This window comes from Luteimonas sp. Soil_N_1, assembly GCF_057656255.1.
The window spans coordinates 845,452-858,520 of sequence record NZ_JBDGKS010000001.1; the positions used below are offsets into that span (position 1 = coordinate 845,452).

Genomic DNA, 13,069 nt, shown 5'->3' on the forward strand with positions numbered 1-13,069 from the left:
CTGCCCTGCGGGTGTGTCAGCGCGTGTGACGCAGGCAGAACGCCAGGATCAGCGCGGACGCGTCCGGTCCCTTCGCGTCGGTGTGGCTGCCTGCCGGATCGCCGCCGCTCCAGGCGTGGCCGGCGCCGGCGATCAACACGTGTTCCACCCGGACGCGACCGTCGGCATCGACGAATGCGGTGTGCGTGCATTCGCGACCGTTGACCTTGCTGGTGCTGGACATCTCCGCACGCAGCGGCACGACCGCGGTGTTGCCGGCAGTCGCATCGGCCACGATCGCGCTGCCGTTGTCGGAACGCACGGTGTGATCGGCAGCGCCATGCAGGACGATCGTCGGCACGCGTTGCGCGTCGGTCGCGGGCAAAACTTCGGGACGCTTGCTGCGACCCTGCATCGCGGCGAATGCGCCGGGCACATCCGTCGCTGCCCCGAAGGGCAGACCCGAGTGCGCGCCGACGGCTGCGAATCTGTCGGGCCAGGTGCGGCCGAGGATCACCGCCATCGCGGCGCCTGCGGACAGGCCTGCGACATAGACGCGGCGCCTGTCCACACGATGCATGCGGTCGATGTCGTCGACGATGCCGGCCAGGATCGCGGGCTCGCCCGCGTCGCGTGACTGGTCTTCGCTGCGGAACCAGTTCCAGCACTTCTGACCGTTGTCGCGCGCGGTCTGTGCCGGGTACACCACGATGACGCCGTGCGCATCGGCGAGCGCGTTCATGCGCGTGCCGGTTGCGAAGTCCGCGGGCGTCTGCGTGCAACCGTGCAGCATCATCATCAGCGGCGCTGCGGGCGCATCCTCGGCATCGAGACCGGGCGGCACATACAGCGTGTAGCTGCGCGTGCCGGCGTGGTTGCTGTAGCTGTGCTCGGTGGTCGTGCCGCGTGCGGTCCGCGTGGTCGGCTCCGCGCCATGCAGACGCGCAGTAGCGTCCCGGTCCGCGGCAGTGCCCGTGGACGTCGCACCATCGGCAGGTGTCGTCGGGGTGGATGCGGCATCTTCCGGTGACAGCAGGCCGGCCTGCTGCAGCGCATCCTGGATCGTCTTCTGCATGCCGGTTGCGTTGGCGTCGGCGCGGATGCCTGCGGAGGACAGCGCGTCCTGGATGGTCGTCTGGATCTGCTGCGCACCGGCGGTGCCACGCGTCATCACGGATTTCGGGACCAGTGCAGCCATCGCCGGCGCATGCCGACGGAACAGGGAACTGAAGGATTTCAAGACAGGCGCCATGCGGAGAGGGGGAGGCCGCCTGTGCAGCCTACGGCCGGGCATGTGAGCGGGATGACGCAATCCAGCGCGAGGCCTGAACGGCTGGTGCAGCCGTCTGCTTCGACAGCGTGCGGGCGGGGCATTCGCCCCCCCGCCCGCAGGACACGGTCAGGGCGACACGCGGCCTTCGATCGAATCGTCGAGCGTCTTGCCGATCGCCGCACCGACGACCATCTTCGACGCGGCCACGAAGTCGCCGTGCTTGTTGTCCCAGTAGTAGCCGCCGGTCGGCTTGACCTGGATCACGGTGATGCGCGGGTCGTCCTTGCCCTCGGTGAACCAGGTTTTCATGATCGGATTCCACAGGTCCTCGATGCGCTGACGATCACGGCTGATCGTCGCGTGGCCGTCGAGGGCGAGGAAACCGGAATGCTTCGAGGCCTGGAAATACAGGCGCACGGCCGGGTCTGCTTCGATCTCGGCATTCTTGTGACTGTCGGATGCACTGAGGAACCACAGCGCACCGGTCTCGTCGGCCTCCTCGATCGACATCGGCCGTGTGCCGCCGGTGTCGCTGTTCGACAGCGGCGTAGTGCAGAAGAAGCACGACTCGGCATCTTTGGTCATGTCGCGGATGCGCGCAGCGGCGTCAGTGCCGGCGAGGTCTTCGCGGTTGTGCTCGGGCTGGTTGCGGTTGATCGAATCCATGGGTGGCTCCAGTGGTGTCGCAGGCGGCCGCCGCGCGCGGGCAGGGCCAGCGCGGCGGATGGTCGGGTCAGTGTGCGTTCGCGCCGCGAGACGCCGTCGTGTCGTCGTAGGACGCGCGGTTCGCGGTGTCGGATACGTCGGTAACCAGTGGCGGCGCCGCACGTTCGACTGCATCTGTATCTGTCTCGAGTGTATCTGTCTCGAGCGTGGGTGAAGCGGCCGCGCGGCGCTGCCAGGCCTGGTACGCGAAGTAGCCGAGTGCGCCTGCGGCAGCGATTCTCAAAAGTCCCATGGGATGTCCTGGGTGGTGGGTGAGGCGGGCACGACGGATCAGACCGGCGTGCGGTAGGCGGTGCGGGGAGCGTGATGTGCGACAGGCACGCCCGACGTAGGTGCGTCGCGCGGAGGTGTCCCGGTGGCATCGGGTGCGGCGTCGTCCGGACGCGTTGTCGGGTCCAGCGGCGTGCGTGTCGTGTCGTGATCGCGGCGGACCGGCGTGCGCGGCATGGTCGAACCCATCGTGTCGGAAGGCGCGACGCTGCATGGGCGGATGTGAATCCGGGGCGAGTCCGCAGCATTCAGCCGCGTCGGCGATGTGGCTGGACAGGCACGCTTCACCTGCGCGCAGCGTGCGTGATCCGCGTGGCGCGCAACAGCGCCTGCGGCGTGTTCCGCGAAACCATGACCATGCGATGTTGCCGGGGAGCGCCACGCGGCGGGCCCACCGGAGCCTGCGCTTCCCGGCTTCAACCGGGAGACGCCATACAGCGCTCCGGACTGTCGGTGTGACGAAATTTAGTTAAGCGTGCGGTCGGTTTCGACCTTAAATTCAGGTCGGAATTTTCCGAAGCCCGCCGATCGCAATGCACAGCCCGATGTCGAATGTCCGCGCCACAACGCCGCCACCACGTTGTCCGTGGTGTCGACGCTGTCCGGGCGCATCGACCGGCTGACGCCCCTGCGTCACCGCACCCGTTGCGGGCTTCGCGGCACATGACCTTCCGGGTCCCGCCGCACCACGCCTGATGTTTCCCATGAGCGCTGTCGCGATTGCGACGGATGGCCTGCGCTCGCCCCCACCGCCCCACGTCCGAGGTTGTTGCATGAAGAACGTCCGTCCTCCCGTCGCCACGCCGCTTGCGCTTGCCTGCCTGCTGGTACTCGCGCCCACCCTCCACGCGGCGGATACCGCCGATGCGGACACGCTGGCGCAAGCCGCCGGCGACGGCACACCGGCCGCCACGCGCACGCTGGATTCGGTGGTGGTGACGGGCTCCAACATCCGCCGCGCGCAGGTCGAAGGCCCCAATCCGGTGCAGGTGATCACCCGCGAGACCATCGAGACCAGCGGCAAATCGACGCTCGCCGAGTTCATCCGCGCACTCCCGGTCAACACCGGCAACAGCGCCGACGAGCAGTCCACCGGCAGCTTCTCCTCGGGCACCGCGAACATCGCACTGCGCGGCCTGAGTCCGAAGAACACGCTGATCCTCGTCAACGGCTACCGCGTCGCGAACTTCGGTTTCGCACAGGGCACGCAGGACACGTTCGTCGATCTCAACGCGCTGCCGATCAGCGCCGTCGACCGCGTCGAGGTGCTCAAGGACGGTGCATCCGCGGTCTACGGCTCCGACGCCATCGCCGGCGTGGTCAACATCATCCTGCGCCGCAATTTCGAAGGCATCGAGTTCGGCGCCGACTACGGCGCGGCCACGCAGGGCGGCTTCGACGAGTACAAGGGCAACGTGCTCGCCGGCTTCGGCGATCTGGACACCGATGGCTGGAACGTCCTGTTCGGGCTCGACGTGCTGCACCGCTCGCGCCTGGACGCCAGCGAGCGTCGCTACACCCGCGACGGCGATTTCCGCGACCGGCCGGGCGGGCGTCTGGCGTGGACCACGAATGCCGGTGCGTGGTTGACCAACCCGAGCCGGCCGACACCGTTCGATCCCTGCCCCGATGGCACACAGCTGCGGCCGTATTCCGACTTCGGCAGCACCGTGCCCGGCAACACCTGCGCCTTCAACCCGCGCGAGTACAGCACGTTGCAGCCCAGCGCCAAGCGTTACCAGGCGTCGCTCAGTGCGACGATCAAGCTCGGCGACAACACCGAAGCCTTCGGCGATCTGATCTACAGCGACAACTACACCGACCAGATCTTCAGCGCGCCGCTGGCCGTGGGGCCGGGTCTGCGCGCCTGGAATCCGGAAACCGGCACGCTGGTCGACGTGCCGTCGGTACTGCCGGTCGGCCATCCGAACAATCCGACCGGTGCGCCACTGCCGTTCCAGTACAACTTCTTCGACATCGGCCCGCGCCTGAAATGGAACAAGCAGGTGTTCTATCGCGCGCTCGGCGGCGTGCGCGGGCAGGCGGGCGAGTGGGACTGGGAAGCGGCGATCGAAACCTCGCAGAGCCGCCAACGCGAGTACGTCGACAACTTCATCGACCGCTACGCGTTCGAAGAGGTGCTCGCCGACGGCAGCTACGATTTCCTCGATCCGGCCAGCACGCCCGAGCGTCTCGAGGATCTGCGCCTGCAGACGCGACGTCCCGGCTTCTATCGCCTGCACTCGGCCAACTTCAAGGCATCGACGTTCCTGTTCGACCTGCCGGCGGGCGCGGTCGGTTTCGCGACAGGCGTCGAGCTGCGCCGCGAGACCATGGACGCACGCACCAGCGAGCAGGTGCTTTCGGGTGCGGAACTGCGTCCGGCGATCAACATCGTCAACGGCTCGCGTGACGTGGGCGCGATCTACAGCGAGTTCAGCGTGCCGGTGCACGAGACCGTCGAGCTGCAGCTCGCCGGTCGCGCCGACCACTACGACGATTTCGGCAATGCCTTCTCGCCCAAGTTCGGCGTGCGCTGGCAGCCCACGCAATCGCTGCTGGCGCGCGCGTCGTTCTCACGCGGCTTCCGGGCGCCGGCGCTGCCGGAAATCGCCGATGGACAGACGGTGAGCTACGGATCGGTGATCGATCCGCGCGACCCCTTCAACCCTGGCGGCAGCCGTGGCATCACCAATGTGCGCACCGGCAATCCGGATCTCGATCCCGAGCGCTCGCGCAACTTCAACGTTGGCGTGATCTGGTCGCCCAGTGCGGACACGACCATCGGCGTGGACTGGTTCCGCATCGAGCAGGAAAACCTGATCAATCCGGACAGCGCGCAGTTCATCGTCAACAACGAGGCGCTGTTCCCCGGTCGCGTGCTCCGCGATGCGCAGGGCCAGATCCAGATCATCACCAACCAGTACGCCAACCAGGGCGAGCGCGAGGTGTCCGGTATCGACATCGAGCTGGGCCACCGCATCCGCACGTCGCTGGGCGACTTCACCGCATCGGCCAACTGGAGCCATCTGCTCGATTACAGCGAGCCGCTGATCGCCGGCGCACCAGCATTCAACGGTGCCGGCAACAATCGCCTGGGCGTACTGCCGAAGTGGAAGGGCGTGACCTCGCTGGGCTGGAAGCGCGGTGACTGGCGCGCCACGCTCAACGCGCTCTACACCCACAGCTACGACCAGGCGGTCGCCACCGCGGCCAGCGCGCCGGGACTGCTCGATCACGTCAAGCCGTATCACCAGCTCGACCTGCACGTGGGCTACTCCGGCTTCGAACGCACGGTGGTCTCGCTGTCGGTGCAGAACCTCACCGACAAGGACCCGCCGTTCGATCCGGCCAGCACCTACAGCAGCTCGCAGTACAACCTGCGCGGGCAGTTCATCAACCTCGGCATCGACTACCGGTTCCGCTGAGGACGGCGTGCGGGGTCGTCGCCGCGCGACGCGGTGGCGGCCCTCTGCCCTTCATGCGGCGCGCTGCGCCGTGCCATCACATCGCGCGTCCGGTGGGGACGCGCACAAGGGGAATTTCATGCGCATTGTCCTGTCGCCGCTGGTGGCGGTCGCGTTCGGTCTGGCGGTGCTGTGCTGGCCGGCCGCAAGTCCGGCGGCGCCGGCGATCCAGCCCGGCGACCACACCCGCTTTCTGGACGTCGGTCACCCGCAGGTCTCGCCCGACGGGCAATGGGTGGTGTACACCGTCGGCACGCCCGACTTCACCAGCGACCGTCGCAACACCGACCTGTGGCTGGTGCGCTTCGACGGCAGCGAGCGGCGCCAGCTCACTTTCAGCAGTGCAAGCGAACGGCAGCCGCGCTGGCGTCCCGACGGACGCGCGGTGTCGTACCTGCGCGCACCCGGACAGGGCGAGGACGGTGTGCAGGTGTTCGTGCACGAGATCGACCAGCCCGAGCCACGCCAGCTCACGCGCCTGCCCGGCCGCATCACCGGGCATGCCTGGTCGCCGGACGGACATCGCCTGGCGCTGGAGTACCGCGCGCCGGAGCCGACCGACGCCGCCGGCCGCGATCGCGCGATCGTCATCGACCGCTATGTCTTCAAGCGCGACGGCGAGGGCTACCTGACCGATACCCAGCGCAGCCGGATCCATCTCTACGATGTCGCCAGTGGCGTGCTCGAGCCGCTGACCGCAGGCGGCGATCACGAAGAGTCGCGGCCGGCGTGGTCACCGGACGGGCGCCTGATCGCCTATGTCAGCAACCACGACGCCACTTGGGACCGCAGCCGCAACGACGACGTGTTCGTCGCCGATGCGCAAGCCGGCAGCGCGCCGCGGCAGTTGACCGCGACGACGCGCATCGAGGGTGGCTTCCTGGCCTGGAGTCCGGACAGCCGGCTGGTCGCCTTCGGTCGTGGCAGCGAGCAGACACTCGCGTTCCACAGCCAGAACGCGCTGGCCGTGGTGCCGGCCGCCGGCGGCGAGGTGCGCGAACTGACGACCGCATTCGACCGCGGTGTCTCGGCGGCGGTCTTCAGCGCGGACGGCAGGCACCTGCGGTTCCTCGTCGCCGATGATCGCGACCAGTCACTGGCGCAGGTGCCGGTGGCGGGTGGCGAGGTCCGCGTCCTGACGCCACGCGGGCAGCATGTGAGCGGGCTGGACCAGAACGCCAGCGGACGACTTGCGGTCGTCGCCACCGGCGACACCACGCCTGCGGAGATCCACGTGCTCGATGGCAGTCGTCTGCGTCGGCTGAGCACGCACAACACCGCAGCCGCCGCGACGCTGCCTTTGCAGCCCGCGCGCCGGATCGAGTTCGACGGTGGCGACGGCACGCGCGTGCATGCCCTGCTGACGTTGCCACCCGGCCATCGCCCGGCCGATGGCCCCTTGCCGACCCTGGTCTGGATCCATGGCGGTCCGAACGCGCAGGATGCGCACGGGTTCCGGTTCGAACGGCAATTGTTCGCCGCGCACGGCTATGCGGTGGTCAACGTCAACTATCGCGGCAGTTCCGGCAGGGGCGTCGCCTTCGGCCAGCAGATCGCAGGGGCCTGGGGACAGCGGGACGTACAGGACATCCTCGCCGCCGCCGAGCATCTCGTGGCCACGGGTATCGCCGATCCCGGACGCCTCGGTGTCGGCGGCTGGAGCTACGGCGGGCTGCTGACCAACTTCGTCATCGCCAGCGACACGCGTTTCCGCGCTGCGGTCAGCGGTGCGGGCAGTGCCAACAAACTCGCGCTGTACGGCCACAACCAGTACATCCATCTCTACGACAGCCAGTTCGGCGCGCCGTGGGAGAACCTGGAGGCGTGGATCGACGTGTCGTATCCGTTCCTGCGCGCGGACCGCATCAGGACACCGACGCTGTTCCTCGGTGGCGAGCAGGACTTCAATGTGCCGATCATCGGCTCGGAGCAGATGTACCAGGCACTGCGCGCGCTGGACGTCCCGACGCGCCTGGTGGTGTACCCCGGACAGCATCACCGGCTGACCCGGATCGGATTCGAAACCGACCGCTACCGGCGCTACCTGGACTGGTTCGACCGGTATCTGGCGCCGCCCGTTCCGCAGTCCTGAGGGACGTCGATCCGTGCGATCCGTGCGGATCGACCCTGACGGAAGCGGCGGGAGAGACGCGCCTCCGCGATACGCCGCATCGATACGCAGTGCTGCGCCGACTAGTCGGCTGGTGTGATCCGCAGCACGCGGCCGTTCTCGTTGTCGGTGAGCAGATACAGCGCACCATCGGGGCCGGTCCGCACATCGCGGATGCGTTCGTCGAGTTCGGTGAAGAGGATGTCCTGCGGACCGGGTCGGCCACCGGACATCGGCACGCGTCGCACGCTGCGCTCGGCAAGCGCGGACACGAACAGGCTGTCTCGCCATTGGGGAAACAGGGTGCCGTCGTACCAGGCCATACCCGATGGCGCGATCGAAGGCGTCCAGTGAGTCAGCGGCGCGGTGATGCCGGGCCAGGTGCGATAGGGCGTGACGCGGGCGCCGGTGTAGTCGACGCCATCGGTCGTGATCGGCCAGCCGTAGTTGGCGCCCGCATCGAGCAGGTTGAGTTCGTCGCCGCCTTTCGCGCCGTGCTCGTTCGAATACAGCAGACCGCCGACGCGGACCATGGCCTGCGGATTGCGATGGCCCAGCGTGTAGATCTCCGGCAGTGCGCCGTCGCGCTGGACGAACGGGTTGTCGTCCGGCACGCGTCCGTCGACGTGGATGCGGATCGCCTTGCCCAGGTGCGTGTGCAGACGCTGGGCATCGGTGCGCTCGAGGTTGCCGTCGCCGACGGCGGTCACCAGCGTGCCGTCCTCGAGCAGCGCCATGCGGCCACCGAAATGCTGGCCGTGGGATTTCGCCGGTTGCGAGGTGAAGATCGGCGTGACGTCGTGCAGGCCGTTGTCCTGCAGTCGTGCACGCACGATGCGCAGGTGGTTGGCCGTCGGTGTGCCGTGGGCGAACGACAGATACAGCGTGCCGGTGTCGGCGAACGCCGGATCCACCATGACATCGAACAGACCGGCCTGGCCCATTGCCAGAACCGGCGGCACACCGGAGACCGCGGGGTGCAGCACGTAGCCGCCACGTGCGTCGCGTTCGATCACCCGCAACTGCCCCGGCCGCTCGGTGACCAGCATGCGTCCGTCGGGCAGGAACGCGAGCGACCAGGGATGCACCAGCCCGCCGGCAATGGTTTCGACCCGGTAGCCGCGTGCGTCCGTCGCGGCCGCGATCGGCGCCGCCGTGAGCCACAGCGCGAGCACTGCCACGCACAGTCGTCCGAAGCCGTATCGCGTGCGTGTCTGTGCAACGCTGTCGTGCAGGCGGGGCGCAATCCGGGTCATGCAGGGTCCACGTCGGCGCCGCGACTGCGGCATCATGTCCACATGATGCTGCACATCTCCCGCCGATGACGACCCGCCTCCATCGCGACAGCGCGGGTTCCTGGCGCCGGACGACGTTCGCATTCGTCGTGGCCGCGTTGTGTGCGACCGCATGGGGCAGTGTGGTGCAGACACAGTTCAACCTGCAGGCGCTGGTCGCGCTGGACGTCGAGGTGCCGCTGCGAGTGCGGGCGCTGACCACGCTGCAGGATCTCGTCGGCTTCGGTCCCGCGTACGCCGGCATCGTGCTTGCAGCCTGGTTGCCTGCATTCGGCGCAGCGGCCCTGGGTACGCGCATGGCCAAGCGCCGCACGTGCGCATGGCGCACCGCGATCTATGCGCTGGCAGCGGGCGTCGGTCTCGTCGTCGCGGTGCGTGTCGTCGACGCAGTCGCGCCGATGCCGGTATTGATCGATGCCACCCGCGGCATGGGTGGCCTGCTGGCCATGGCCGCCGGCAGCGTCGCCGCTGGTGCGCTGTTCGCGCGTCTCGCCTGGGGACGTGCCATCCGCTGAGCCCATCGGCGCGGCGGCGACACGGCGCGTAACGGGTTCCGGATTGTCGTTGCGCACGTCTGCACGCGGTGTCGGATGTCTGTACCGCCGGCAACACGACACGACTGAATGCAATGCCCTCGCGATCGGCTCACGCCGTCTCGCAGAGCCTGCGCGCACGGCGATTCCCGCCGTTGGAGCACTCCCATGCGCAATCAGAATCCGGATCAGAGCCACCAGCCGCAGACGCCCGATACACGGGCGCCTGGTCATCAGGATGGTGCAGGCGGCCAGAGTGGCGCGCCGCGTCAGCAGCCCAGGACACCGGGCGAGGACAACGAGGAAGAGTGAGGGCGGGCCCGGCGTCGAGGCGCCGGTGCCGGAAGCGCGATGCCCCGACCGGGGCATCGCGACAACAGGTCAGGCGACTGCCTGACCGAGGTCTGCAACGCGGTAGCCCGCGCCGGTGATCGTGTGCAGCAACTGCACATCCTGATCGCGATCCACTGCCTTGCGCAGGTTGTAGAGATGGCTGCGCAGCGTGTCGGAGTCGGGCAGCGCCAGCCCCCAGATTTCCTGCTCGATCTCGCGACGGCTGACCACACGCGGTGCTTCGCGCATCAGGATCGTCAGGATCTTCAGTGCGATCGGCGCGAGATTCAGTTCGCGTCCGCTGCGCTGCACGCGCAACGATGCCGGGTCGAGCACGAGATCTGCGATCTGCAGCACGCTCGCACCCACTTCGCGGCGCTCGCGGCGGATCAGCGCACGCACGCGCGCTTCGAGTTCCTTGATGTCGAACGGCTTGGTCAGATAATCGTCGGCGCCCGCTTCGAGGCCTTCGATCTTCTCTTCCAGCGAGTCGCGTGCGGTGAGCATCAGGATCGGCGTCGTCTGCCGGTGCTCGGTGCGCAACCGGCGACAGACCTCGAGTCCACCGAGTCGCGGCAGCATGAGATCGAGCACGATCACGTCGAACGCGATCTCGGTTGCAAGGTTCACCGCATCGAGGCCGTCAGCCGCGTAATCCACTTCGAACCCCCGGCTTTCGAGAAACTCGCCGACGGGCTCGGAGATGTTGCGGTTGTCCTCGACGAGCAGGATGAGACCGCCGGGACTGTGGTGTGCCATCGAACGACTCCGTACATGTGAATTCAGGTTCGCGACGCTCGCATGAAGCGGGTGGATGGTGGGTGAAAACCCATGTTCGAAACCGCACATATGCGGCGCCACGAACGGGTGTCCCGCCGGGTGGCGCAGGGGACATGCGGACAGCCTGTCCCGGCGCTATCGTCGACGCTTCTGGACTGCCTGGAGCCGGACATGGACACGCAGCATCTGCACCGCGGACGCCTGATCGACCATCTGCAGTTGGTCGTCCACGACCTGCCGGCGAGCCGCCGCTTCTACGCAGCGGTGCTCGGGATCCTCGGCGTTCCGATCGGTGGCGAAGGCGAGGGCTGGTTCTGGGCGGACGAACTGTTCGTGTCCGCGCTGGACAGCGAGGCCGCGGCGGGACGTCCGACCGGTCGGCACCATCTGGCGTTCCAGGCCGGAGATCGCGCGACGGTCGACGCGTTCCACGCCGCTGCGCTCGCGGCTGGCGGCCAGGACAACGGAGCGCCGGGCGAGCGTGCCTACCATCCGGGTTACTACGCAGCGTTCGTGCTCGATCCGGACGGCAACAACATCGAAGTCGTCTTCCACGGGCCGGCGCATCGCAACGCAGCGTCGGTGGAGATCACGTTCGAGTCCTGAGTCGTACCGGCACGCGCGGTACCCTGTGCCGACTCTCAGGCTGTGCGTCCATGGGCTTCCGCGCGATCTTCCATCTGCTGTTGCATGCCGCCGTGCCGGCGCTGCTGGCCTGGCTGTTCTGGCGCGAGCGTTTCGCGCGCGCCTGGGCGCTGCTGATGCTGGGCTGGGTGATCGACGTCGATCATCTGCTGGCCGATCCGATCTACGAACCGGGGCGTTGCAGCATCGGCTTCCATCCGCTGCACACCGCGCCGGCCGTCGCCGTCTACGCCGCACTGACGGTGCCGCGTCGCACCCGTCTGTTCGGCATCGGCCTGCTGGTGCACATCGCGCTGGACGCCATCGATTGCGTGTGGATGCACCATGCGGGCTGAGGGGGCGACGGTCCTGCTGGTGGGTGCCAGCGGGCTGGTCGGCGGGCAGGTGCTCGACCGCCTGCTCGACGATCCCGGCGTGTCACGCGTCATCGCGCCGGCACGCCGGCCGCTCGCACGCGCGCATCCACGCCTGCAGGTGATCGAGGTCGATTTCGATGCACTGCCCGTCGACGCCGTGTGGTGGCGATGCGATGCGGTCATCTGCACCCTCGGGACGACCATGCGACAGGCCGGTTCGCGCGCTGCATTCCGGCGCGTCGACTTCGACTATCCGCTGGCGGTTGCCCGGTGCGCACGCCAGCAGGGGGCGACTGCCTTTGCGCTGACATCCGCAGCGGGCGCGGACGCTGGATCCCGCTTCTTCTACAACCGCGTCAAGGGCGAGCTGGAAGACGCCCTCGCCGCGCAGGCGTGGCCATCGCTGACACTCGTGCGTCCGGGATTGATCGGCGGCGCGCGCGAGGCGCGACGCGGGGGCGAGCATTTTGCCGGTCTGGTGCTGGGCGCGCTGGCGCCGTTGTTGCCGCGTCGCTGGCGCATCAGTCCGGCGACGCACATCGCCGATGCGCTGGTGACCCATGCGCTGGCTGCAGTGCCGGGACGCCATGTCGTGGATGCGGACACGCTGGCCGGGACCTGAAGCCAGCGCCGATTCAAGCGCGGTTTGCTAGCGTGTCGTGCAGGGCGCCACGCCCGCCCACGAATGAAGGTCACGCCGATGCGCATCCCGTCACTGCTGTGGATCTCCCTGCTGGTCGCGCCGGTGGCTGCGTACGCGGCGGAAGACGGCCAGGTGGATCTGAGCCTGCCGTCGACGCCGATGTTCACGGGTCCTGCTGCATTCGGTGATGGCGAGTACACCGGTCCACGCACCGACACGGCCGGGTATCGCGAGGCCCGCGATCCGCGCCTCGTCCGGCGCGGCGGCTGTCCGACCGGACCCGACGGCAGCGAGCGCACGGTGACGGGCAGTGTCAGCACCGGGATCGGCTATGCGTCGCGCGGTGGCACCAGCCACTGGAATGCGGCCGACATCAATCTCTGCAGGGAGACGGTGAGCAACTCGGGCAACGTCAACACCATGCATCTCAACATGCGGGTGTCGCAGTCGGACGGTCCGGGTTACTTCGGCGGTCCCTACGGCGGCTATTACGGCGGCGCCGGCGGGTATTTCGACACCTTCGGGCCCCGCTACCGCGACATCCACTCGCCCTGGGGCATGGGTGGCATGCCGCGCAACGAATCCTGGACCGAGGGTCGCCAGCCCTGGCGTTGAGCCGCCCGGCGCGGGATCGTGATGTGGGGACGTCGGCCGACTGC

General features: G+C 68.2%; 13 protein-coding genes. 8 read left to right on the top strand and 5 right to left on the bottom strand.

Annotation, left to right across the window (positions count from 1 at the left end):
• Positions 1-16 precede the first annotated feature (16 nt).
• From AC3A4E_RS03855 to AC3A4E_RS03865, 3 genes are all read right to left on the bottom strand, one after another.
• The gene (locus AC3A4E_RS03855) at positions 17-1,231 is read right to left on the bottom strand and encodes an extracellular catalytic domain type 1 short-chain-length polyhydroxyalkanoate depolymerase (protein WP_487630245.1); all 1,215 of its coding nucleotides are present in this window, start codon (positions 1,229-1,231) and stop codon (positions 17-19) included.
• 147 nt (positions 1,232-1,378) lie between these two features.
• Positions 1,379-1,918 (bottom strand): pyridoxamine 5'-phosphate oxidase family protein, encoded by a 540-nt coding sequence (locus tag AC3A4E_RS03860; RefSeq protein ID WP_487630246.1) that lies wholly within the window; start codon positions 1,916-1,918, stop codon positions 1,379-1,381.
• Between the two features lie 67 nt (positions 1,919-1,985).
• Entirely contained in the window at positions 1,986-2,210 is a 225-nt protein-coding gene (locus AC3A4E_RS03865) for a hypothetical protein (protein WP_487630247.1), read from the bottom strand.
• A gap of 811 nt (positions 2,211-3,021) precedes the next feature.
• Between AC3A4E_RS03865 and AC3A4E_RS03870 the strand changes: the two genes are divergently transcribed.
• Positions 3,022-5,676, top strand: coding sequence for a TonB-dependent receptor (locus tag AC3A4E_RS03870; RefSeq protein WP_487630248.1), 2,655 nt, complete (start codon positions 3,022-3,024; stop codon positions 5,674-5,676).
• 118 nt (positions 5,677-5,794) lie between these two features.
• Positions 5,795-7,807 (top strand): S9 family peptidase, encoded by a 2,013-nt coding sequence (locus AC3A4E_RS03875; RefSeq protein WP_487630249.1) that lies wholly within the window; start codon positions 5,795-5,797, stop codon positions 7,805-7,807.
• Between the two features lie 101 nt (positions 7,808-7,908).
• On the opposite strand, the gene AC3A4E_RS03880 is transcribed toward AC3A4E_RS03875, so the two are convergent.
• Positions 7,909-9,081, bottom strand: coding sequence for a PQQ-dependent sugar dehydrogenase (locus AC3A4E_RS03880; RefSeq protein ID WP_487630250.1), 1,173 nt, complete (start codon positions 9,079-9,081; stop codon positions 7,909-7,911).
• Between the two features lie 65 nt (positions 9,082-9,146).
• On the opposite strand from AC3A4E_RS03880, the gene AC3A4E_RS03885 reads away from it, so the two are divergent.
• Entirely contained in the window at positions 9,147-9,635 is a 489-nt protein-coding gene (locus AC3A4E_RS03885) for a hypothetical protein (RefSeq protein ID WP_487630251.1), read from the top strand.
• A gap of 186 nt (positions 9,636-9,821) precedes the next feature.
• Positions 9,822-9,965, top strand: a complete 144-nt coding sequence (locus AC3A4E_RS03890) for a hypothetical protein (protein ID WP_487630252.1) — start codon at positions 9,822-9,824, stop codon at positions 9,963-9,965.
• A gap of 69 nt (positions 9,966-10,034) precedes the next feature.
• On the opposite strand, the gene AC3A4E_RS03895 is transcribed toward AC3A4E_RS03890, so the two are convergent.
• On the bottom strand, positions 10,035-10,745 hold the full coding sequence (locus AC3A4E_RS03895) for a response regulator transcription factor (RefSeq protein ID WP_487630253.1): 711 nt from the start codon (positions 10,743-10,745) through the stop codon (positions 10,035-10,037).
• Between the two features lie 192 nt (positions 10,746-10,937).
• On the opposite strand from AC3A4E_RS03895, the gene AC3A4E_RS03900 reads away from it, so the two are divergent.
• The 4 genes from AC3A4E_RS03900 to AC3A4E_RS03915 all read left to right on the top strand — a co-directional run bounded on the left by AC3A4E_RS03900 (position 10,938) and on the right by AC3A4E_RS03915 (position 13,025).
• Positions 10,938-11,372 (top strand): VOC family protein, encoded by a 435-nt coding sequence (locus tag AC3A4E_RS03900; protein WP_487630254.1) that lies wholly within the window; start codon positions 10,938-10,940, stop codon positions 11,370-11,372.
• 50 nt (positions 11,373-11,422) lie between these two features.
• Positions 11,423-11,746 (top strand): DUF6122 family protein, encoded by a 324-nt coding sequence (locus tag AC3A4E_RS03905; protein ID WP_487630255.1) that lies wholly within the window; start codon positions 11,423-11,425, stop codon positions 11,744-11,746.
• On the top strand, positions 11,736-12,389 hold the full coding sequence (locus AC3A4E_RS03910; RefSeq protein WP_487630256.1) for an NAD(P)H-binding protein: 654 nt from the start codon (positions 11,736-11,738) through the stop codon (positions 12,387-12,389). The genes AC3A4E_RS03905 and AC3A4E_RS03910 overlap by 11 nt, the downstream gene beginning before the upstream one ends.
• 78 nt (positions 12,390-12,467) lie before the next feature.
• A complete protein-coding gene (locus AC3A4E_RS03915; RefSeq protein ID WP_487630257.1) occupies positions 12,468-13,025 on the top strand; it encodes a hypothetical protein in 558 nt (185 codons plus the stop codon).
• Positions 13,026-13,069 lie beyond the last annotated feature (44 nt).

Coding starts and splice junctions, on each gene's coding strand:
- AC3A4E_RS03855 (WP_487630245.1), bottom strand. CDS start 1,231: ATGGCGCCTGTCTTGAAATCCTTCAGTTCCCTGTTCCGTCGGCATGCG.
- AC3A4E_RS03860 (WP_487630246.1), bottom strand. CDS start 1,918: ATGGATTCGATCAACCGCAACCAGCCCGAGCACAACCGCGAAGACCTC.
- AC3A4E_RS03865 (WP_487630247.1), bottom strand. CDS start 2,210: ATGGGACTTTTGAGAATCGCTGCCGCAGGCGCACTCGGCTACTTCGCG.
- AC3A4E_RS03870 (WP_487630248.1), top strand. CDS start 3,022: ATGAAGAACGTCCGTCCTCCCGTCGCCACGCCGCTTGCGCTTGCCTGC.
- AC3A4E_RS03875 (WP_487630249.1), top strand. CDS start 5,795: ATGCGCATTGTCCTGTCGCCGCTGGTGGCGGTCGCGTTCGGTCTGGCG.
- AC3A4E_RS03880 (WP_487630250.1), bottom strand. CDS start 9,081: ATGACCCGGATTGCGCCCCGCCTGCACGACAGCGTTGCACAGACACGC.
- AC3A4E_RS03885 (WP_487630251.1), top strand. CDS start 9,147: ATGACGACCCGCCTCCATCGCGACAGCGCGGGTTCCTGGCGCCGGACG.
- AC3A4E_RS03890 (WP_487630252.1), top strand. CDS start 9,822: ATGCGCAATCAGAATCCGGATCAGAGCCACCAGCCGCAGACGCCCGAT.
- AC3A4E_RS03895 (WP_487630253.1), bottom strand. CDS start 10,745: ATGGCACACCACAGTCCCGGCGGTCTCATCCTGCTCGTCGAGGACAAC.
- AC3A4E_RS03900 (WP_487630254.1), top strand. CDS start 10,938: ATGGACACGCAGCATCTGCACCGCGGACGCCTGATCGACCATCTGCAG.
- AC3A4E_RS03905 (WP_487630255.1), top strand. CDS start 11,423: ATGGGCTTCCGCGCGATCTTCCATCTGCTGTTGCATGCCGCCGTGCCG.
- AC3A4E_RS03910 (WP_487630256.1), top strand. CDS start 11,736: ATGCGGGCTGAGGGGGCGACGGTCCTGCTGGTGGGTGCCAGCGGGCTG.
- AC3A4E_RS03915 (WP_487630257.1), top strand. CDS start 12,468: ATGCGCATCCCGTCACTGCTGTGGATCTCCCTGCTGGTCGCGCCGGTG.